Origin of the sequence: Thermobacillus composti KWC4 (assembly GCF_000227705.2) — a bacterium.
GTDB lineage: Bacteria > Bacillota > Bacilli > Paenibacillales > Paenibacillaceae > Thermobacillus > Thermobacillus xylanilyticus.
Map to the genome: position 1 here is coordinate 3236231 of NC_019897.1, position 20024 is coordinate 3256254.

The window sequence follows — 20024 nt, forward strand, 5'->3', positions numbered from 1 at the left end:
TTCTCAAGCATTTGGAGGATATATTTTCGTCTATTTTTCGGCGATTCCGACTTTTCACGACCGACCGCCCGTTTGTCCGCTCAGCAGCTGCACGTCTTCGAAGCGTTCGCGAATTCGATCGGCGTCGGGTAGTCGTTGTCAAAACACGCCATGCACATCCCGCCGTTGATCCGCAGCGCCGCCTCGAACTCCGCCGGGGTCAAGCCCGCCGCCTGCAAGCCTTTCAGATCCAGGCGCGACAGATCCGGAACACGGCCGGCTCCGGACGAACCGGCGCCAAGAGAAGTCCCGCCGCCGACGCCGGCGCCGACCGCAACGGCCGCCCCCGCGCCGACGCGGCCCACGACCGCCTCGATGAAACCTTCCTTCGAGAGGAACTGCAGCGAATCCGCATTGATCGCCTGCCGGATCTCCTCCACCGTCTTCTCGGACGCGATCAGGTCCTTGCGGTCCGGCGTGTCGATGCCGTAGAAACACGGGTTCGCGAACGGCGGCGACGTGATCCGCACGTGCACTTCCACGGCGCCCGCCTCGCGCAGCAGGTTGACGATCCGCCGCGACGTCGTCCCGCGCACGATCGAGTCGTCGATCATGACGACGCGCTTGCCTTCGACAACCCGGCGCACGGCCGACAGCTTCATCTTGACGCCCCGCTCGCGCAGCTCCTGCGACGGCTGGATGAACGTCCGGCCGGTGTACTTGTTCTTGATCAGCCCGAGCTCGTACGGAATGCCCGTCTGCTCCGCGTAGCCGATCGCCGCCGAGATGCTCGAGTCCGGCACGCCCGTGACGACGTCGGCGTCGACGAACGACTCCAGCGCCAGCCGGCTGCCCATCCGCTTGCGGGCCGCGTGCAGGTTGATCCCCGCCACATCCGAGTCCGGCCGGGCGAAATAGATGTACTCCATCGCGCACACCGCCCGCCGTTTCAGCGGCGCGAACCGCTCGACGCGGATGTCCTTCCCTTCGCCGAGGATGAGCATCTCGCCCGGATAGATGTCGCGCACGAACTCGGCGCCGACCGTCTCGAGGGCGCATGTCTCCGAGGCGAACACGTATCCGTCGCCGAGCCGGCCCATGCAGAGCGGGCGCAGCCCGTTCGGGTCGGAGGCGGCGATCAGCTTCGTGTTCGTCATGATGAGGAACGCGAACCCGCCGACGACCCGCTGCAGCGCCGCCTTCACCGCGTCGACGAAGTCGAGCGGCGAGCGCGCGATCAGGTGCGCGATCACTTCCGTGTCGCTCGTCGTCTGGAAGATCGACCCGGCCGCCTCGAGCTCCGCCCGGATCTCCGGCGCGTTCACGAGGTTGCCGTTCGTCGCGACCGCAAGGTCGCCGTCCCGGTACTTGAACACGAGCGGCTGCGCGTTCGCGAGCGCACTGCTGCCCGACGTCGAGTAGCGGACGTGGCCGATCGCCCGGTCGCCGGACAGTCCGTCGAGCGCTTCCTTCGTGAACACTTCCTTCACGAGGCCCATGCCGCGGTGCGCCTTGAACGACTCGAACGGCCGCGCCGAGTCGACGGTGCAGATGCCGCAGCTTTCCTCGCCGCGGTGCTGCAGCGCGTGCAGCCCGTAATAGGTCAGCGCGGCGGCGTCCGGGATGCCGAACACCCCGAACACGCCGCATTCTTCACGCACTTTGTCGAACAGGTCTTCCCGTCCGGCGCCTTCATTGTAATAGCTTCCATCGGCCCAAGACTGAACCGGACTGCTCAGTTCTTCAGCAGACATGGGATCGCTTCCTTCCAGACCTTCTGCAGTTCGGCGACCGGCGCTGCGATGCCGTCTCTTCCGTTCACCCGCACAACAAGATCCGATCCTTCAACCTTGCCGAGCACCGCATGCGCGACGCCCTTCTCCGCCAGCAGCGCAACCAATGCATCCGCCTTCTCCGGCTTCGCCGACAGCAGGATGCGCGACTGCGACTCGCTGAACAGCGCGACATCGGCTCTCAGCGATGTCTCGACGTTCACCACCGCGCCCAGACCGCGGCCGAAGCACGACTCGGCCAGCGCGACCGCGAGGCCGCCCTCGGACAGGTCGTGGGCCGACGCAACGAGCCCTTGCCGGATCGCTTCCAGCACGGCGCCCTGCACCCGGGCCTCGACTTCGAGATCAATCTGCGGCGGACGGCCTTCCGTCTTGCCGAGCACCGCGTACTGCAGCTCGGAGCCGCCGAGTTCGGCCCGGGTCTCGCCGACGAGCACGATCACGTCGCCCTCGGCCTTGAATTCCTGCGTCGTAATGTGATCCAGATCGTGTACCAGACCGACCATGCCGACGACCGGTGTCGGGTAGATCGCGCCCTTCTCGTTCTCGTTGTACAGCGACACGTTGCCGCCGATGACCGGCGTGCCCAGCACCCGGCACGCTTCCGCCATGCCGTCCGTCGCCTTCTCGATCTGCCAGAACACGTCCGGCTTCTCCGGGCTGCCGAAGTTCAGGTTGTCCGTGATCGCGAGCGGCTCCGCGCCCGAGCAGACGACGTTCCGCGCCGCTTCCGCGACCGCGATCTTCCCGCCGACTTCCGGATCGAGGTAGACATACCGGCCGTTGCCGTCCGTCGTCATCGCGAGCGCCTTGCGCGTGCCGGGCACCTGGACGACCGCCGCGTCGGAGCCCGGGCGCACGACCGTGCTCGTCCGCACCATGTAGTCGTACTGGTTGTACACCCATTCCTTGCTCGCCACCGACGGCGATGCCAGCACCTTTTTCAATGCGCCGGTCAGATCCGCAATCTCCTCAAACGCCGTCGTGTCCACGTTCGCGAACGCGCGATAATATTCCGGCTCCTCCGACCGCTGGTGGTACACCGGGCAATCGTCCACCAAAGCCTTCACCGGCATGTCGGCGACGACTTCGCCCTTGTGGAACAGCCGCAGCCGGCCGTCGTCCGTCACCTTGCCGACCTTCGCGCAGATGACGCCCCACCGTTCGAAAATTTCCCGCGCCTTCGCTTCATGCTGCGGTTCGATGACGAACAGCATCCGCTCCTGCGACTCCGACAGCATCATTTCGTACGGCGTCATGCCTTCCTCGCGCTGCGGCACCTCGTCCAGGTACAGCTCGAGACCGTTGCCCGCCTTCGCCGCCATTTCCGCGCTCGAGCAGGTCAGCCCGGCGGCGCCCATATCCTGGATACCGAGCACGATGCCGGACTGAATCAGCTCCAGGCACGCCTCCATGACGAGCTTCTCCATGAACGGGTCGCCGACCTGCACCGCCGTCCGTTTCTCTTCCGACTCCTCGGTCAGCTCGACGGACGCGAACGTCGCGCCATGGATGCCGTCGCGGCCGGTCGCCGGTCCGACGTAGAACACCGGGTTGCCGACGCCTTTCGCGACGCCGCGCTGAATTTGGTCGTGGTCGATCAGGCCGACGCACATCGCGTTGACGAGCGGGTTGCCCTCGTAACTCTCGTCGAACATCACCTCGCCGGCGACCGTCGGAATACCGATGCAGTTGCCGTAGCCCGCAATGCCCGCCACTACATTTTCAAACAAATATTTCACCCGCGGGTTGTCCAGCTTGCCAAAGCGCAGCGAGTTGAGCAGCGCCACCGGACGCGCGCCCATCGAGAAAATGTCGCGGATGATGCCGCCGACGCCCGTCGCCGCGCCCTGGTACGGTTCGACCGCGGACGGGTGGTTGTGGGACTCGATTTTGAACACGACCGCCTGGTTGTCGCCGATGTCCACGATGCCCGCGCCTTCGCCCGGACCCATCAGGACGCGCGGCCCCGAAACCGGGAACTTCTTCAGCACCGGCTTCGAGTTCTTGTACGCGCAGTGTTCGGACCACATGACGCTGAACACGCCGATCTCGGTGTAGTTCGGCTTGCGGCCGAGGAACTTGCAGATCAGGTCGTACTCGTAGTCGCTGACGCCGAACTCCCGGTAAATTTTATACTCCGCGATCTGTTCCGCCGTCGGTTCCTTAGCCGTTAACTGTTGCGCCATGCCGCTCCCTCCATGCGCTGAGTACTGATGTGAACATCCGCTTGCCGTCCGACGAGCCGAGCAGCTCGCTTACCGCCCGCTCCGGATGCGGCATCATGCCGACGACGTTGCGGCCTTCGTTGCAAATGCCGGCGATGTCGCTTACCGAACCGTTCGGGTTCTCGCCCGCCTTGTAGCGGAACACGACCTGGCCGTTCGCTTCGAGCTTCGCCAGCGTCTCTTCGTCGCAATAGTAGTTCCCTTCGCCGTGGGCGATCGGGATGTTGACGATCTCGCCCTTCGCATAATCCCGCGTGAACGGCGTCTCGTTGTTCACCACTTCGAGCAGCGCCGGATGGCAGCGGAACTTCAAGTCCCGGTTCCGGAGCAGCACGCCCGGCAGGAGACCCGCTTCGGTCAGGATCTGGAATCCGTTGCAGATGCCCAGCACGTACTTGCCTTCCTCTGCTGCCTTGCGCACCTCGTTCATGACCGGTGCGAAACGGGCGATCGCGCCGCAGCGCAGATAATCGCCGTAGGAGAAGCCGCCGGGCACGATGATCGCGTCGTAGGCGGACAGATCCGTCGCCGTGTGCCAGACGTAGTCGACCGGCTGGCCGATCGTCTCCTCAACCGCCTTGCAGCAGTCGATGTCGCAGTTGGAGCCCGGAAAAACGATGACCGCGAACCGCATCCGCTCAGCCCTCCAGTTCGAATCGGTAGTCTTCGACGACCGTGTTCGCCAGGAGCTTCTCGCACATCGCCTTCACGCGCGCCTCCGCCTCGCTCCGGTCATTCGTGTCGAGGGTCAGCTCCATGTATTTGCCGATCCGCACCTTGCCGACCTCCTTGAATCCGAGGGAATGCAGCGCACCCTGTACGGCCGCTCCCTGCGGGTCCAGAACGTTCTCCTTGATCGTGACGTACACCGTGGCTTTCATCGCGTTTCTCCGCCTCCTGTGATCGATTCCGCCGGGTTCTCGCCGGTCAGCCGTTCGCAAATGTCCAGATACCGCCGCGTCGTCTCCTCGACGACGTGCGCCGGCAGCGGATCGGGCTTGCTGTTCTTGTCCCAGCCGCTGCCCGCCAGATACGTCCGCACCGGCTCCTTGTCCATGCTGTCGATCTCGATGCCCAATGCCCAGCGGTCCTTCGCCCAGAAGCGCGACGCATCCGGGGTGAAAATCTCGTCGATCAGCACCACCCGGCCGTCCACCAGACCGAACTCGAACTTGCAGTCCGCCAGGATGATGCCCCGCTCCTCGCAATACCGGGAAGCGAAATCGTACAGCTTCAGGCTGCGCTCCCGCAGCTCTTCGGCCAGCCCGGTCCCGATGCGCCTTGCCATCTCGTCGAACGGGATGTCCTCGTCGTGGCCGACGTCGTTCTTCGCCGCCGGCGTGAAGATCGGCTCCGGCAGCCGCTCGTTCTTGCGCAGGCCGGGCGGCAGCGGAATGCCGTTCACCGCCTGCGTCTTCTGGTACTGCCGCCAGCCGCCGCCGGTGATGTAGCCGCGCACGACGCACTCGATGTCGATCCGCTGCGCTTTTTTGGTCACCATGATGCGGCCTTCAAGCTGCTCCGGATCCTTCGCGACGCCGCCGAGCTTCGCCACGTCGGTGTGGACGACGTGATTGGGCTGGATCGCGGACGTCTGCTCAAACCAGAAGGCGCTGAGCGTATTCAGGACGATCCCCTTGTACGGCACGGGCGGCTCGAGCACGTAGTCGAACGCGGAAATCCGGTCGGTGACGACGATCAGGTAATGCTCCCCGAGATCGTACAGTTCGCGGACCTTGCCCTTGTACACGAGCGGAGCGTCGATCAGATCCACGGCCGTGGATAAAGGTTGCCGGTTCATGACGCGCCTCAAGCCTCCTGTCCGGTCAAGCCGAGTCTTTCAAAAATCGTGTCCACATGCTTCAGATGCCACGACGGGTTGAAGCAATCGTCGATCTCTTCCTTCGACAGCACGCTCGTGATCTCGGGCGTCTCGAGGATGATGTCGCGGAAATGCCGCTGCGTCTCCCACGCCTGCATCGCGCGCGGCTGCACCGTGTCGTAGGCCTGCTCGCGGCTGAAGCCCTTGTCGATCAGCTTCGTCATGACGCGGCCGGAGAACGGCACGCCGTAGGTGCGCTCCATGTTGCGCTTCATGTTTTCAGGGAACACGGTGAGGTTTTTGATAATGTTCCCCAGACGGTTCAACATATAGTTGATCAGCATCGTCGCGTCCGGCAGGATGACGCGCTCGACCGAAGAATGGCTGATGTCGCGCTCGTGCCAGAGCGGCACGTTCTCGTAGGCCGAGAGCATATGGCCGCGGATGACGCGCGCAAGGCCCGAAATGTTCTCGCAGCCGATCGGGTTGCGCTTGTGCGGCATCGCGGACGAGCCCTTCTGCCCTTTCGCGAACGGCTCCTCGACTTCGCGGAACTCGCTCTTCTGCAGCGCGCGGATCTCGGTCGCGAACTTGTCCAGGGACGTCGCGATGAGCGCCAGCGTCGCCATATATTCCGCGTGCCGGTCGCGCTGCAGCGTCTGCGTCGAGATCGGCGCCGGCTTCGTGCCGAGCTTCGAGCAGACGTATTGCTCGACAAACGGATCGATGTTGGCGTAGGTGCCGACCGCGCCGGAAATTTTGCCGTACTCGACGCCGTCCGCCGCATGGTTGAACCGTTCGAGGTTGCGCTTCATTTCCTCGTGCCAGAGCGCCATTTTCAGGCCGAACGTCGTCGGTTCCGCGTGCACGCCGTGGGTACGGCCCATCATGACCGTGTACTTGTGGCGGATCGCCTGCTCCCTTAAGGTAGCGATGAAGTTCTCGATGTCGCGCCGGATGATCGCGTTTGCCTGTTTCAGCAGGTAACCGAGCGCCGTGTCGACGACGTCGGTCGACGTCAGGCCGTAGTGCACCCATTTGCGCTCGGGGCCGAGCGTCTCGGACACTGCGCGGGTGAAAGCGATGACGTCGTGGCGCGTCTCCTGCTCGATCTCATAAATCCGATTGATGTCGAAGCCTGCATTGCGGCGCAGCGCCTGAGCGTCTTCCTTCGGGATGATGCCGAGCTCGGCCCACGCTTCGCAGGCGAGCAGTTCGACTTCGAGCCAGGCGCGGAATTTGTTCTCCTCGGTCCAGATGGCCCGCATCTCCGGTCTGCTGTAACGGTCCAGCATTGTTCTCGTTCACACCTTCCAGATATTCGTCTCGTCGATCCACGCGAGCGCGTCTTCCACCGAGGAGGCGAGGACGTTCACGTGGCCCATCTTGCGCTTGGGTGCGGCTTCGCGCTTGCCGTACAGATGGAGGGACGGTTTGACATTCCGTTTCGCCGCCGCTTCGTCGGGCTGCGAGAGCCGGGCGACGACCGGCTCCAGATGCTTGCCGAGCACGTTCACCATGACGACCGGCGTGAGAAGGCCGGGATCGCCAAGTGGCAGATTGCAGATCGCCCGGACGTGCTGCTCGAACTGCGACGTGCGGCAGGCGTCCATCGTGTAGTGGCCGCTGTTGTGCGGCCGGGGCGCCAGCTCGTTCACGTACAGGCCGTGCTCGGCCGACCAGAACATCTCGACGGCGATCAGACCGATGACGTTCAGGCCTTCGGCGATCCGCACCGCCAGCTCCTCCGCTTCCCGCTGCACCGATTGCGGCACACGGGCGGGCACGATCGACAGGTGCAGGATGTTGTCCACGTGGACGTTCTCCGCCGTTGGGAACGTCCGGATCTCGCCCCGCGGGCTGCGGGCCGCGATGACAGACAGCTCCTTGTCGAAACGGATGAACTGTTCGAGCACAAGCTCGGTCTTCGCCTCGCCCAAGGCGCCCCAGGCCGGCTCGATCTCCGCTTCGCCGCGGATGACCCATTGGCCCTTGCCGTCGTAGCCGCCGGTCGCCGTCTTCAGCACGCAGGGGAAGCCGAACCGGGCGGCGACCTCCTGCAGCTCTTGCAGGCTGCGAATCTCCGCGTACGGCGCAACGCGCACGCCCGCCGCTTCGATCGCGCGCTTCTCGCGCAGCCGGTGCTGCGTCGTGTAGAGCAGCTCACTGCCCTGCGGCACATACGATTCCGCCATCAGCATGGCGGCGACGCCGGCGTCGACGTTCTCGAACTCGTATGTAATGACGTCGGCGCGGCTCGCCAGCTCGCGGGCGGCCTTGACATCGTCGTAAGCGGCGACGATCTGGCCGGCGACCTGGCCGCACGGCGCGTCCGGCGTCGGGTCAAGCGCGACGAACCGGTAGCCCATCGCGCTGCCGGCGAGCGCCATCATGCGGCCGAGCTGGCCGCCGCCGAGCACGCCGATCGTCGCGCCCGGCAGAATCGTGCGCGGCTCCGTGCGGACGTTGGAGGTCATCGCGTCACCGCTCATAGCGTCTCACTGCTCTCGAGCACTTCGCGCTCGATCCGCTTCCGCCGCTCCGCGATGCGCTGCTGCAGCTCCGGATCGAAAGCGGCGAGGATTTGCGCCGCGAGCAGGCCGGCATTCGCCGCGCCGCTATTTCCGATCGCGACCGTCGCCACCGGGACGCCGGCCGGCATCTGCACGATCGACAGCAGCGAGTCGAGCCCGTTCAAGTTCGAAGACTTGACGGGCACGCCAATGACCGGCAGGGTCGTCTTCGCGGCGACCATGCCGGGCAGATGCGCGGCGCCTCCCGCGCCGGCGATGATGACTTTCAGGCCGCGCGCCGCCGCCGTCTCGGCGTATTCGAACATCAGATCCGGCGTGCGGTGCGCCGAGACGACCCGCTTCTCGTACGGGACGCCCAGCTCTTCGAGCATGTCGCATGCAAGCTTCATCGTCTCCCAGTCCGACTTGCTGCCCATGATGACGCCTACCAGTGCCATGAGGTACCTTCTTTCTGCCTTATTGAGCGATTGCTTCTGACAGCCGGCATCCATGATGCCGCCGTCTGTTCATCCCATTTCAGTGTTCCCGACGATGCCGCCGGCATGAAAAAATCCGTCGCGTCTCCAGACAGGAGCTTCTACGTCGACGGACAACGAGCCTGCGGATGCAGCGGGAAGCAGGCCTCGCCGGCAATCGCCGCCCCCTGCGCGCTATGAATCCGCGCGCAGCAGAATCCGGACAAGACAGCACAAGGCTGCCCCGTCCGGGGCAACCCGCTTCACTGTTACCGCTGGCTCGTAGTCCGAGAATTTACGGTTCCCGGGTAGAGACGTCCGGGCCATATCCCCGGACTTATACGAGCATTGATCTATGCAATTTAAAAAATGTTCAGCCTCTTACAGTGTAACAACGACTCCGGCGGATGTCAACCGAAAAGGCGAACATTTAATGTTTCAAATTTACGAACGTTCGGTTTTACGGCAGTCTGCGGTGACACACCGCAAATGCGCGCATTCGCGGTCCGCAAGCGGCCGACATGCGCCTCGCCGCAACGAAACTTGGTTCTTCCGCCGCTTTCAGCCCTTCGCTTCCACCCGCGCTTCCTTCCCAAGCTCCCGCTGGAAAACGCCTCGCCGTTGTGCTACGATCTATGCTGTGCGGCAGCGCAACACAAAAAGCCGGCTTTCTTCAACTCATATTGGAAACGCTTTCGAAACTGGCGGCTTCCCGCAAAGGAGAGACATCTCGTGGACTATCAGAAGATGACGCTGGACGAACTCAAGGACGACCTGATCCGCGTCGCCCGGGGCGGCTACCCCGTCTTCATCGCGGGCGCGCTGTATTGGCTGGCGATGGGAGTCCTCGGCCTCATCATCGAAGGCAAGACGCTCGCCCTGTGCTATCTGCTCGGGGTCGGGAGCATTTTTCCGCTCGGGCTCCTGCTCGGCCGGCTGCTCAAAGCCGACCTGATGTCGCGAAATCCGCTGGGCGCGCTGAGCGGTATCGTCGGCGGCATCCAAGCCTTCTTCCTGCCCTTGTGGATCGTCATTTATATCGAGCATTTCGAGCTGATCCCCTTCGCCATCGGGTTGCTGGCGGGATCGCATTTTCTGCCATACATATGGATCTACAGGAGCAGAACGTACCTGTTCCTCACGCTCTCGATGGCGGCCGCATCGTTCTTCCTGGGCTACATTTTCGATCAACTGGCGTTTTCGGTTCTGCCCTTCGTCCTCACCGCCATCTATCTGGCGACGGCCGCCGGGCTTGCGGCCGAATCCCGCCAAGCCGCGCAACAGCCGTCCTGAGCACGCGAAAGACCCGCGCTCCGCAACGCGCGGGTCTTTCCTATTCTTCCTGCCGTTCCTTCTCGTACAGCACCACGCCGTATTTCTCGATTTCTTCTCGCAGCAGCGGGTTCGCCACCGCGTTCGCATCCACCAGATCGAACGAATACAACTCCACCGCATCGTCCACACGGGAGTGGAAGTCGGCGGGCGGCTTCCCGTTCCAATACGCGGCGAGGTCGATGTCGGAATTGTATTTGTGGGTGCCTTTTGCCCTCGAGCCGAACAGCACCAGCCTCTCAAGTGCCGGGGTATCGCTGCACAAGGCTTGCAGACGGGCGAGGATCCGTTCAGGCATCATCAAAATTCTCCCCTAACCGGTCAACCAGTTCGGCAAGCAAATTCGCGTAGCACGACCGGATGTTGGCATAGATGGCAGCAGCCATTTCTTCATTATAGACATGACTGGTCAGATTGCGGTCCGTCAACATTTGATACCACGGATCAGGGTCCTGCCCCAGCCACCCCAGTTTGTAAGCCTCCCGGAGCGCTGACTTGGGCGATGCCGTCTCGATCCCTTCATCCCGCAGCCAGGCTTTCAGCGTTTTCCAGGCCGATTCGAAGCAGAATTCAAATCGCTGGATTACGGCATCCCGCTTCATATCTTCGGGGAGACCTTCCGCCAGAAGCGCTTCCCTCAGCCGATTTACGCCATTTGATAACTGCTCCAGTTTCTTGCCCAATATCCCGTCTTGACCGACATGCCCCCTGTGCACCGCTTCGACCTCCTCGCCGTACCGATTCTTCACATCCCCGGCATACGCACTCCGATCACATATCTTCTCTATGGATATTACCACAATATCCCGTTTCCATCAGCTTGATACCCGCCTGTCAGCCTGTCACTTCATCCAGAAAACCGGCCAAGAGGTCGACGAACGCCTTCGGCTTGTCATAATGGATGTCATGGCCGGGGGTATCCACCTTCACGAGCCTGCCGTTCGGCAGCAGCTCCACGACGCGCTCGGCGTCCTCGTCCGTCAGCGCCGCGAGCAGCAGATCGCCGTCGTAGTTGATGTTCGCCTTCACGAACAAGGTCGGGCATTCGATCTTCGCCAGCACCGCGGACTGGTTGTAGTCCTCGAACCAGCTGTTGTCGTAGAACGTCTCGCCGAACCTGTGATCATACGGATAGGTCATCGATTCGAACATCCGGTTGATCTGCGGCGGCAGATAGAACAGGTGCACCGGCTTGTCCGGATGCTTCTTGCGGTAGGCGACCGCGTCTTTCGAGAACCGATCCCACAGGAAATCACCGAACATTTTCCGCCAGTAGCTGTGCTTCAAGGCATACTCGAAATAGTCCTCGATCTCGTTCTGCTGTTTGAAGTTCTCATATTCCATTCGGATTCCCCGTGCCCGTGGCAGTCAACGGCGAACACATGAAACCGTTCGGACAACGCCGGCAGCGTCTTGGCGTAATCTTCCCATGTCATTCCCTGGCCGTGGATCAGGAGCAGCGGCGGATTGCCGTTCGCCGGTCCTTCCCCGTAATTGATCACCGTGCCGTCGTCCAGCGTTACCTGTTTCTCCGTGAAGCCCGCATGGCGCATCGCCTTCAGCGGCTTCTCCATATAGGTCATGTTCGTATAAAAATAAGAGCCGGCGACCAACAGCACCACGGCGAGAATCGCGCCCAGGATGATGAACGTTCTCTTCCTCTTCCTTCTCTTCATGCTCTCATTCCTTCCGTCTACTGTCTCGGTCCGGCTCATCTCATCCCGCGCTTCGATTTCGGACTCGGTGATTCGGATGTGCAACCTTTCTGTGAACCCCGCCGGTCTGGCTGCAGCGGCTCGTGCCCGGCTGGCTGGCGAAACCGGCCGAACGGCGGATACCGGTTGCCGTGAGAGACGACAAAGCCGCCGATCTTCGGTCCATTCATGGCCGGAGATCGGCGGCTGTTGTTGGTCGCGGGATTATTTGCTCATTTCATCCCATGCTTGCTGCAGACGCTCGAACATTTGATCTTTGTTGATTTGTCCGCCGATGTACGCTTGCATGACGTCCGCGAACTTGTTGCTGGACGCTTCGCCGCCCGGGAACTTGAACCAGTTCCAGGTCAGCGTCTTGCCTTCCTGGCTGTAGCGGATGATGTCCGCCGCCAGCTGCCCCAGCACCGATTCGTCCGCCTGGATGTTCGTGAACGCCGGGATGAATTTGAACTCTTCCGTGATGTAGCGCTGGCCGATTTCGGACGTCACCATCCAGTTCAGGAACGCCTTCGCTTCTTCCTTCACCGGCGAGTTCTTGTGCACGACCCAGTTGCTCGGCACGCCGACCGGCAATTTGTCCATCGCGTCCGCGTCGTTGTTGATCGGCATCGGCAGGAAACCGATGTTGATGTCCGGGTTCGTCTGGGAGATCGCCACCTGCGTCCAGTTGCCCTGCTGGGTCATGGCCGCCTTGCCGATGGCGAATTCGGAAACTTGCGTGTTGTAGTCCGTCTGCAGCGGGTTCGGTTGGCCGAACTCCAGCGTCAGATCGAACAGATCCGCCCATTGCTTGAACACTTCGTTGCCCGGAATCTTCTCGGTGCCGTCGTACAGCCCCTGGATGAACGCTTCGGGGTCCTTCTGCTGGGCGAACGGGATGTTGATGAAGTGGTTCCCGAGCACCCACCATTCCGCGTAGCCGTTGATGAACGGGGTGATGCCCGCGTCTTTCAGCTTCTGCGCGGCCGCCCGGAGTTCATCCAGCGTCTTCGGCGTTTCGGTGATGCCCGCCTCGGCGAACAGGTCCTTGTTGTAGATGAAGCCGTAGCCTTCCAGGTTGACCGGCATGCCGTACAGTCGGCCGTCCTTGGTCATCGGCGGTTTGGCGGCGTCCACCAGGTTCGCGACCCACGGTTCGTCCGTCAGGTCTTCCAGGTGCTCGATCCACAGATCCAGTTCGCTGAAGCCGCCGTTGTTGAAGATGTCCGGTTTGTCGCCGGAATTGAACTTCGCCTTCAGCGCCGCGCCGTAGTCCGCGCCGCCGCCGACCGTCTCCAGTTCGATGTTGATGTTCGGATGGAGCTTCTCATACTCTTCAATCAGCTTGGCGAGCTGCTCGGCAATCTCGACCTTGAACTGGAACATCTTGATGGTGACTTTCTCGCCCGATCCGCCGCCGTTTGCTCCGTCCGACGAACCGGCGTTGCTTCCCGTGTCCGAGCCGCCTCCCTTGCCGCCGCACGCGGCCACGAGGAGGGAGAGAATCAGCACGAACACCAGCAACGCGAGACTTCTTTTTTTCATGTACCGTTGACCTCCCTGATGATTGATTTTGCTTGGATGCAATCCCATTGTAAAGACAACGACTTCAGGCGCTTAACCGACTTTATTGAACAAAAAAGTGGAACTTGTTGTCCTAGCCCTTGACCGCGCCGGCGGAAATGCCGGCGATGATATGCTTCTGCATCAGGAGGAAGAACGCGACCATCGGAGCCACGCCCAGCACCAGCCCCGCGAGGGCGAGGTCCCACTGCTTCGTATATTGGCCGAAGAACGAGTAGGTCTGCAGCGGAATCGTCCGGATGTCCGCGCTGTGCAGGACAAGCAGCGGCAGCAGGAAGTCGTTCCAGATCCACAGGCTGTTCAGGATCAGGATCGTGATCGTCATCGGCTTGAGAAGCGGGAACACGATCCTCCAGAACACCCCGTACGGCGTGCAGCCGTCCACAACCGCGGCTTCCTCGATCTCCAGCGGAATCGATTTCATGAATCCGTGGTACAGGAACAGGTTCAGCGACACGCCGAATCCGAAATAGCAGATGATCAGGCCGAACCGGCTGTCCATCAGCCCGACTTCGGAAGCCACCTTCACCAGCGGAATCATGATCGACTGGAACGGAATGACCATGGCGGCAATGAACAGGACGAACAGCACCCGGTTGAACACGGTCGGACGCCGCAGAATCCGGTACGCGGCCATCGCGCTGATGAGCACCAGCCCGGCGTTGCTCAGCACGGTGATGAGCAGCGAGTTCATGAACGCCCGCGGGAACTTCATGATCTCCCATACCCTCGCGTAGTTGTCCCAGCGGAAGGCTTCGGGCCAGCCCGCCGCGTTGCGCATCAGGTCGCCGAAACTTTTCAGCGAGTTGATGACCACGAAATAGAACGGAACGAGGAACAGCAGCGCCAGCAGCACCGCCGCGATTTCCATGGCAAGCAGGCGCGCGTTGTATCTCTGCGTCTGCTCCATCATACCTCAACCTCCTTCCGTTTCGTGTAGATGACCTGCAGCGTCGTCACCGTCGCCACGACGACGAAGAAGATCAGCGACTTGGCCGTGCCCAGTCCATACCTGTTATTCTGGAATGCTTCCTTGTAGATATTCAGGGCGACGGATTCGGTCGAACCGAACGGACCGCCCTTCGTCAGGGACAGGTTCAGGTCGAACACTTTGAACGACCAGGACAGCGTCAGGAACAGGCAGACGGTGAACGCGGGCATGACGAGCGGCACGATGATGCTCCTCAGCATCTTCCAGCGGCCCGCCCCGTCGATTTTCGCCGCCTCGATCAGTTCCCGCGGCATGTTCATCATCGCTGCGATGTAAATGACCATCAGGTAGCCGGCCATCTGCCAGACGCTCACGATGACCATGCCCCAGAACGCGGTGGACGCCGTGCCCAGCCAGGGCAGCTTGAAGAAGCCGATTCCGGTCCATTCCCCGATGGCGGCAAACCCTTTCACGAAGATGAACGACCAGATAAACCCGAGCAGCAGCCCGGCAATGACGTTCGGCAGAAAGAAAACGGTGCGAAGCACGTTTCGCGTCTTGAGCGGCTGGGTGAGCAGAAGCGCCAGCGTGAACCCGACCGCGTTGGCGAACACGACAGCGGCCAGCGTGTAGCGCGCGGTAAACCAGAACGCGCTCTTGAATTCGCTGTCTTCAAGCAGAATGCGCTTGAAGTTGCTCAGACCGGCCCACACGACCCGGGTCGTGACGCCGTTCCAGTCCGTCAGGCTGTAGTAGAAGCTCATGAGAAACGGCACGAGCACAATCAGGCAGAAGAACAACAGCGCCGGACCGACAAACACCAGCTGCTGAACGGCATCGGAGAGCCGCTTCATTCTGTGCTGCAATACAATCTCCTCCCTCATCCGGCATTGTGTACAGCAAAGTATAAGGAAGAAGTATGCGCATGAACACGGATTTTCATGATGAAAGAGGTGCAATATTTTGATGTCGAAGCCGTCAATCTTTGCAAGTGGCAAGGCGCATGTCGAATTGTTATACTGAATACGATTTCTGATGGAACGAGAGGGGAGCGGGATGAAAACGTTTTACAGAAGCAGTCTGCGCAACAAGCTGATCGCGTTTCTCCTGGCCTCCATCGTTCTGCCGATCTCGATCTCCATCCTGATCACCTACAACTACACGAAAGAATCCGTGAAGTCCTATTATATCCGGGAAAATACGAACCTGATGCATCAAGGGGCCGTCAACCTGCTGGGCTATCTGGAACGCATCAACGAAGCCTCCCTGCTCACCTACAACAACCTGTCCGATAAATACAGCCTTTATCAGCTCATCCAGAACGGCACCCAGTCGTATCTGGAAGAGCGGGAAATGTACCGGAACCTGCAGTTCATGGCGAACTCCGTCAAGGAAATCGAGCAGATCTACCTCTACTCCGCCATGGAGGACCACTCGTACCGGTACGCCTACAAATTGCTGCGCAGCACCCCGGGGCAGACGTACATCCCGGATCTGGATGAAGAGCGGGACGCGCAGATCGAAGCCGTGCATGCCAGCCATGAGTACGGCATCGAGAAGCCGAAATTTCCGTATCATCTGTCAAAGGAAGTGTTCTCGTTCCACCGCAAGATTCTGAACGCGCCGACCGGCGAAGTGCTCGGCATCATGTCGATCGACATCCGGACCGACATGATCCGGGAGATCAGCAGCATGCTGTACACCCCGGGCAGCGAGGAACTTTACATTCTCGACCGGCAGGGCAACCTGATCTTCGCTTCCGATGCGGATTCGGCGGAAGAAGGCGGGCATGCATGGGTGCAGAGCATCCTGGAGCAGACGGCGGATCGGGGCCATTTTCATTACGAGGACGGGCGGTTCGAAGGCATTCACATCTACGAAAGTCTGTCAGCGCCCTGGCTGGATTGGCTGCTCGTCAAACGGATGCCCTATGAGACGCTGTATCGGGACCCGCGGCAGCTGACGCTGATCAACAGCCTGGCTGTGTCGGTGTTCCTGATCATCGCCGCGACCGCCGCCGTGATCATCTCCTATCGGTTCACGAATCCGATCAAGCAGCTCCTGCGCTACATCAACAAGCTCGAAAGCGGCAATCTGGACGCGGGTCTGGCGATCGACAGGAGCGACGAGATCGGCATTCTGTCCAAGCGTTTTTACCAATTAATGCAGCGGATCAATCAGCTCATCATGCGCGAATACCGGCTGGAGCTCGCCAGCAAGTCGAACCAGCTCAAGGCGCTGCAGGCGCAGATCAACCCGCATTTCATGAACAACGTCCTGCAGTCGATCGGCACGCTGGCGCTGCAGCACGGGGACCGCAAGGTGTACACGCTCATTTCCTCCCTCGGGAAAATGATGCGCTACCATATGCGCGCGGACAACTCGAGCGTTCCGCTGTCCGCGGAGCTTGACTACGTGCAGTCGTATCTGGCCTTGCAGCGCCAGCGGTTCGATGAGAATCTGCAGTACCGGATCGAAGCGGATGACGCGGCCGGTGCCGTCCAGGTGCCCCGGATGATTTTGCAGCCGATCGTGGAAAATGTGTTCAAGCACGGCATCCAGCCGGCGCTCGGACCCGGGGAAATCACCGTCGTCTGCCGGATGGCGGAGCCTTCCGTCCTCGAAATCCGTGTCGCGGACAACGGCGTCGGCATGGAGGAAGCGGAACGGGAGAAGCTTCAGGCCATCCTGAACCGGACGGAAAGCGTGTTCGAACCGGTGAGCGGAGACGATGGCATCGGGCTCATCAACATTTTGTCCCGGCTTCGGCTTTTCTACAGCGACGAGGTGCGGATGAGACTGGAAAACCGCGCGCCGCACGGGCTCGAGGTCATCATCTCGATTCCGCTCGGCGGGAAGGAGGGCCTGTTCGATGAAAGCACTGATCGTGGATGACGAGAAGCATGTCCGGGACGCCATCCGTCTGCTGGTCGAGTGGGAGCGGTACGGGATCGACGAGGTGTTCGAAGCGCCGGAAGGCGAGTCGGCCGTCCGCATCATCGAAGCCGAGCGGCCCGAAATCATTTTTACCGATATGCGCATGCCCGTGATGAGCGGGGTCGAGCTGCTGGAGTGGATTCACCGGCATCAGCCCCAGGCGAAGACGATCGTCATCAGCGGGCATGACGATTTCGACTTCGTCCGCCACACGGTGAAATACGGCGGCATGGACTACATCCTGAAGCCGATCGACGAGGGCGAACTGAACGAAGCGCTGGCGAAGGCGGTACAGAGCTGGCACAAGGAAAATGAAGCGCGAAAACAAAACCAGATCCGCTCCATCGAGATCAACCGGATCAAGCCGGCCTACTGGGACAAACTGTTCTCAGGCCTGATCGAAGAAGCCGGGAAGTACGAATCGTTCGCGGAACATTTCGAGCGGGAGTTCCGCGTTGCCGCAAGGCCGGAGACGGGCCGGACCGCGGTCATGAGCATCGACACGCTGCCGCGCTTCATCCGCGACAAGTTCGGCTCGCACCTCGACCTCCTGTTCTTCTCGCTGACGAACATCGCGAACGAAGTGCTGCAGCGCGACAGGTCGGGCTACGCGTTCCGCCATTGGAACAGCCCGCATGAGCTGGTCGTCGTCTGCTGGCATTCGCCGGAGACGCTCGAGGACCGCATCCGCGGCATCAACGAGGGCATCCGGTTCGTGCTGGGCGGCAGCCTGGATGCGGGAATCGGCACGATGCAGCCGTTCCCCGGCGGGCTGAAAGACTCGTACCGCGAGGCGTTGGCCGCCCTGCGGCAGCGGAATTTGCTGCAGACGCCCGGGCGCATGCTGCATTACGGCGCGGGCCAGCCGCAGCGTTTCGTGCCGCTGCCGTTCAGCCGGTTCGAGGCCGATTTCCGCTCCGCCCTGCTCAGCGCCCGGGAAGACCAGATCGAATCGGTCACCGACCAGTGGATCGCCGCCATCGAGCCGCTCGGCTCCATTACGGCCGAACAGATGGAGCTGTGGAACCACGAATACACCGTGTTCAAGTCCCGCTGTATCGGCGAGTTCCTGCCGGACGAAGAGTCGGCTTCGCCGCTGGTGCCGCAGGATGCGGACAGCCCGATCTTCCCGCTCGACGACAGCGGCAGGCTGTCGCTCCGGCTCCTGCGAGACGAGGTGGCGCGGGATCTGATCCGCCTCTCCGTCATGCTGGCCAAGCTGGCGCAGCGGGAGCGCAACATCATCCGCGACATCGCGGACTACATTGAGCGGCATTACCATGAGGAGATGACGCTGCAGCATATTTCGGATCGGTTCTATCTGAGCCGGGAATATATTTCGCGGAGGTTCAAGCAGGAGTTCGGGGAGAACATTTCCGACTACATCGCGCGGGTCCGCATCGAGAAGGCGAAGCAGCTGCTGCTCAGCCCGAATCTTCGCATCGCGCAGATCGCGGAAATCATCGGGTATCAGGACGAGAAATATTTCAGCAAAGTGTTCAAGAAGATGGTCGGCCAGTCGCCGAACGAATACCGGAAGAAGCACGAGCGCACGGGGGAATGAGGCGGCGCGGCCTCATTCCCCGTTTGTTTTGCGGAAGTTCAGCGTGTAATTGGAGCGAGGCCCGAAAGACTGTTCCAGCTTGAACCCGTTCCGCTCCGCCAGTTTCCGCGCCTCGTCCCTGGATACGAAATGCGGATCGCCGGGCTGCTCGGATACGGACAGGCGGCCGTTCGGGCGCAGGATGCGATGCGCTTCAGTCAGTTATATTCTATGCCGTTCAGGAGGTTCGCCCCGATCTTCGGACAGAACCAGATCCTCCCCCCTTCGGCATCCTGGAACAACTTCGCTTCATACACCCCGTCCAGGTGGTCCCTCACGCGCACGCGGGTAATGGCCGGATCGAGCACGAAGCCCATGAAACCGTTGATGTTCTCGTCCGCCGCGCCGAAGCCCCACCCACTGGCGAGCACTTTCGATTGGGTGTCCTTTAAATTCTCTGACGGCGTATATGTCACCCGGGCGCCGCGCTGCCAGCCAACTCCTCTCCATACAAACTCGTCCGCCGCCACCACCCCGTGAACGGCATCGCCAATGACCGTCATTTTCCGGGACAAGATGATGCCTCGCCTCGATACTCCCCGAACCGGCGATAAGCCTTGAGGAACACGTCCTGGGTGATATCGTCGACCATGGCGCGGTGCTCTACGAGCAGAAAGGCGTAGTTCCACACCGTCTGTCCGTATTCCGCCATGAGCTGATCCAGGGCATGCGGGTCCAGGCCCGCCAGATGCCGCCAATGTTCATCGGCCAATGGTCTCACCTCAATTTATAGACAACGCGGGAGGGCGGTTGGTTCGAAGATTGAGAAAAAAAGCTTCTCCACCGCAGCAGCGGATTGGGAGAAGCGGTAATGCTGATATTGCTAAGAGTTGAAGGATTTCGACTGTGATACGCCGTGACCATGGCGGCTGAGAGTTTCAATTCCTCATAGACCCCCATGCCGCTAATGCGGCACCAGCAGATGATGAAAATGGACGAATGCGGTACAATATTCCTGCGGCTGGTGGAGGGAGGTCGTTGTTTCTTGGTGCTGCGAGCCCGACTCTTAGACGGACCCCAACGACCAGGTGCACCACAGATTGTCGCTCCCTCGGGAAGCACGCGGGATAGAATGGCCCATGTGTGGTCGTTGCACCAGCCCTCAATCGACAAAGCCGCAAGGAGATTGTCC

At 61.3% G+C, this 20024-nt stretch carries 20 protein-coding genes and 1 riboswitch; of the genes, 3 read left to right on the forward strand and 17 right to left on the reverse strand.

Features of this window, described 5'->3' with window-relative positions; genetic code table 11:
* Window positions 1-80: 80 nt before the first annotated feature.
* The 8 genes from purF to purE are packed head-to-tail and all read right to left on the reverse strand — an operon-like array spanning window position 81 to window position 8793.
* Window positions 81-1733 (reverse strand): amidophosphoribosyltransferase, encoded by a 1653-nt coding sequence (purF, locus tag THECO_RS15025; RefSeq protein WP_015255891.1) that lies wholly within the window; start codon window positions 1731-1733, stop codon window positions 81-83.
* Complete coding sequence (purL, locus tag THECO_RS15030; RefSeq protein ID WP_015255892.1) at window positions 1715-3961, reverse strand: phosphoribosylformylglycinamidine synthase subunit PurL; 2247 nt, start codon at window positions 3959-3961, stop codon at window positions 1715-1717. The genes purF and purL overlap by 19 nt, the downstream gene beginning before the upstream one ends.
* Window positions 3939-4634, reverse strand: a complete 696-nt coding sequence (purQ, locus tag THECO_RS15035; RefSeq protein ID WP_015255893.1) for a phosphoribosylformylglycinamidine synthase subunit PurQ — start codon at window positions 4632-4634, stop codon at window positions 3939-3941. Before purQ ends, purL begins: the two co-directional genes overlap by 23 nt.
* 4 nt (window positions 4635-4638) lie before the next feature.
* Window positions 4639-4881 carry a phosphoribosylformylglycinamidine synthase subunit PurS gene (gene purS, locus THECO_RS15040; RefSeq protein WP_015255894.1) on the reverse strand — a complete coding sequence of 81 codons (243 nt, stop codon included), beginning with the start codon at window positions 4879-4881 and terminating at the stop codon, window positions 4639-4641.
* Complete coding sequence (locus tag THECO_RS15045; RefSeq protein ID WP_015255895.1) at window positions 4878-5801, reverse strand: phosphoribosylaminoimidazolesuccinocarboxamide synthase; 924 nt, start codon at window positions 5799-5801, stop codon at window positions 4878-4880. The genes purS and THECO_RS15045 overlap by 4 nt, the downstream gene beginning before the upstream one ends.
* 8 nt (window positions 5802-5809) lie before the next feature.
* Window positions 5810-7117, reverse strand: coding sequence for an adenylosuccinate lyase (gene purB, locus THECO_RS15050; protein ID WP_015255896.1), 1308 nt, complete (start codon window positions 7115-7117; stop codon window positions 5810-5812).
* 9 nt (window positions 7118-7126) lie between these two features.
* A complete protein-coding gene (gene purK, locus THECO_RS15055) occupies window positions 7127-8314 on the reverse strand; it encodes a 5-(carboxyamino)imidazole ribonucleotide synthase (protein WP_015255897.1) in 1188 nt (395 codons plus the stop codon).
* On the reverse strand, window positions 8311-8793 hold the full coding sequence (purE, locus tag THECO_RS15060; protein ID WP_015255898.1) for a 5-(carboxyamino)imidazole ribonucleotide mutase: 483 nt from the start codon (window positions 8791-8793) through the stop codon (window positions 8311-8313). The genes purK and purE overlap by 4 nt, the downstream gene beginning before the upstream one ends.
* Window positions 8794-9074: 281 nt before the next feature.
* Window positions 9075-9176: riboswitch (purine riboswitch) on the reverse strand.
* Window positions 9177-9543: 367 nt separating this feature from the next.
* Here purE and THECO_RS15065 point away from each other — a divergent pair.
* On the forward strand, window positions 9544-10104 hold the full coding sequence (locus tag THECO_RS15065) for a DUF7010 family protein (protein WP_015255899.1): 561 nt from the start codon (window positions 9544-9546) through the stop codon (window positions 10102-10104).
* A gap of 40 nt (window positions 10105-10144) precedes the next feature.
* On the opposite strand, the gene THECO_RS15070 is transcribed toward THECO_RS15065, so the two are convergent.
* From THECO_RS15070 to THECO_RS15095, 7 genes are all read right to left on the reverse strand, one after another.
* Entirely contained in the window at window positions 10145-10444 is a 300-nt protein-coding gene (locus tag THECO_RS15070; protein WP_083883288.1) for a nucleotidyltransferase domain-containing protein, read from the reverse strand.
* Window positions 10434-10826: an HI0074 family nucleotidyltransferase substrate-binding subunit gene (locus tag THECO_RS15075; RefSeq protein ID WP_041854537.1), complete on the reverse strand. Its 393-nt coding sequence runs from the start codon at window positions 10824-10826 to the stop codon at window positions 10434-10436. Before THECO_RS15075 ends, THECO_RS15070 begins: the two co-directional genes overlap by 11 nt.
* A 151-nt stretch (window positions 10827-10977) precedes the next feature.
* Window positions 10978-11487: an alpha/beta fold hydrolase gene (locus THECO_RS22380; protein WP_232427693.1), complete on the reverse strand. Its 510-nt coding sequence runs from the start codon at window positions 11485-11487 to the stop codon at window positions 10978-10980.
* Window positions 11427-11819 carry an alpha/beta fold hydrolase gene (locus THECO_RS22385; RefSeq protein WP_232427694.1) on the reverse strand — a complete coding sequence of 131 codons (393 nt, stop codon included), beginning with the start codon at window positions 11817-11819 and terminating at the stop codon, window positions 11427-11429. Before THECO_RS22385 ends, THECO_RS22380 begins: the two co-directional genes overlap by 61 nt.
* Before the next feature lie 243 nt (window positions 11820-12062).
* Window positions 12063-13382: an ABC transporter substrate-binding protein gene (locus THECO_RS15085; RefSeq protein ID WP_015255902.1), complete on the reverse strand. Its 1320-nt coding sequence runs from the start codon at window positions 13380-13382 to the stop codon at window positions 12063-12065.
* A gap of 112 nt (window positions 13383-13494) precedes the next feature.
* On the reverse strand, window positions 13495-14331 hold the full coding sequence (locus THECO_RS15090; RefSeq protein ID WP_015255903.1) for a carbohydrate ABC transporter permease: 837 nt from the start codon (window positions 14329-14331) through the stop codon (window positions 13495-13497).
* A complete protein-coding gene (locus THECO_RS15095) occupies window positions 14331-15206 on the reverse strand; it encodes a carbohydrate ABC transporter permease (RefSeq protein ID WP_041854538.1) in 876 nt (291 codons plus the stop codon). Before THECO_RS15095 ends, THECO_RS15090 begins: the two co-directional genes overlap by 1 nt.
* Window positions 15207-15408: 202 nt before the next feature.
* On the opposite strand from THECO_RS15095, the gene THECO_RS15100 reads away from it, so the two are divergent.
* Together THECO_RS15100 and THECO_RS15105 are read left to right on the forward strand one after the other, a co-directional pair.
* The gene (locus THECO_RS15100) at window positions 15409-17247 is read left to right on the forward strand and encodes a cache domain-containing sensor histidine kinase (RefSeq protein ID WP_015255905.1); all 1839 of its coding nucleotides are present in this window, start codon (window positions 15409-15411) and stop codon (window positions 17245-17247) included.
* On the forward strand, window positions 17225-18853 hold the full coding sequence (locus THECO_RS15105) for a response regulator (protein ID WP_015255906.1): 1629 nt from the start codon (window positions 17225-17227) through the stop codon (window positions 18851-18853). The genes THECO_RS15100 and THECO_RS15105 overlap by 23 nt, the downstream gene beginning before the upstream one ends.
* Window positions 18854-19050: 197 nt before the next feature.
* Here the strand turns inward: THECO_RS15105 and THECO_RS15110 are convergent, their stop codons facing one another.
* Together THECO_RS15110 and THECO_RS15115 are read right to left on the reverse strand one after the other, a co-directional pair.
* Window positions 19051-19407: a hypothetical protein gene (locus THECO_RS15110; protein ID WP_157373588.1), complete on the reverse strand. Its 357-nt coding sequence runs from the start codon at window positions 19405-19407 to the stop codon at window positions 19051-19053.
* Entirely contained in the window at window positions 19392-19604 is a 213-nt protein-coding gene (locus THECO_RS15115; RefSeq protein WP_015255907.1) for an RNA polymerase sigma factor, read from the reverse strand. Before THECO_RS15115 ends, THECO_RS15110 begins: the two co-directional genes overlap by 16 nt.
* Window positions 19605-20024: the final 420 nt, after the last annotated feature.

What these genes read in the sequence shown, in the direction of transcription:
- purF (WP_015255891.1), bottom strand. Translation starts at nt 1,733, where the DNA reads ATGTCTGCTGAAGAACTGAGCAGTCCGGTTCAGTCTTGGGCCGATGGA.
- purL (WP_015255892.1), bottom strand. Translation starts at nt 3,961, where the DNA reads ATGGCGCAACAGTTAACGGCTAAGGAACCGACGGCGGAACAGATCGCG.
- purQ (WP_015255893.1), bottom strand. Translation starts at nt 4,634, where the DNA reads ATGCGGTTCGCGGTCATCGTTTTTCCGGGCTCCAACTGCGACATCGAC.
- purS (WP_015255894.1), bottom strand. Translation starts at nt 4,881, where the DNA reads ATGAAAGCCACGGTGTACGTCACGATCAAGGAGAACGTTCTGGACCCG.
- THECO_RS15045 (WP_015255895.1), bottom strand. Translation starts at nt 5,801, where the DNA reads ATGAACCGGCAACCTTTATCCACGGCCGTGGATCTGATCGACGCTCCG.
- purB (WP_015255896.1), bottom strand. Translation starts at nt 7,117, where the DNA reads ATGCTGGACCGTTACAGCAGACCGGAGATGCGGGCCATCTGGACCGAG.
- purK (WP_015255897.1), bottom strand. Translation starts at nt 8,314, where the DNA reads ATGAGCGGTGACGCGATGACCTCCAACGTCCGCACGGAGCCGCGCACG.
- purE (WP_015255898.1), bottom strand. Translation starts at nt 8,793, where the DNA reads ATGGCACTGGTAGGCGTCATCATGGGCAGCAAGTCGGACTGGGAGACG.
- THECO_RS15070 (WP_083883288.1), bottom strand. Translation starts at nt 10,444, where the DNA reads ATGATGCCTGAACGGATCCTCGCCCGTCTGCAAGCCTTGTGCAGCGAT.
- THECO_RS22380 (WP_232427693.1), bottom strand. Translation starts at nt 11,487, where the DNA reads ATGGAATATGAGAACTTCAAACAGCAGAACGAGATCGAGGACTATTTC.
- THECO_RS22385 (WP_232427694.1), bottom strand. Translation starts at nt 11,819, where the DNA reads ATGAAGAGAAGGAAGAGGAAGAGAACGTTCATCATCCTGGGCGCGATT.
- THECO_RS15085 (WP_015255902.1), bottom strand. Translation starts at nt 13,382, where the DNA reads ATGAAAAAAAGAAGTCTCGCGTTGCTGGTGTTCGTGCTGATTCTCTCC.
- THECO_RS15090 (WP_015255903.1), bottom strand. Translation starts at nt 14,331, where the DNA reads ATGGAGCAGACGCAGAGATACAACGCGCGCCTGCTTGCCATGGAAATC.
- THECO_RS15095 (WP_041854538.1), bottom strand. Translation starts at nt 15,206, where the DNA reads ATGAAGCGGCTCTCCGATGCCGTTCAGCAGCTGGTGTTTGTCGGTCCG.
- THECO_RS15100 (WP_015255905.1), top strand. Translation starts at nt 15,409, where the DNA reads ATGAAAACGTTTTACAGAAGCAGTCTGCGCAACAAGCTGATCGCGTTT.
- THECO_RS15105 (WP_015255906.1), top strand. Translation starts at nt 17,225, where the DNA reads ATGAAAGCACTGATCGTGGATGACGAGAAGCATGTCCGGGACGCCATC.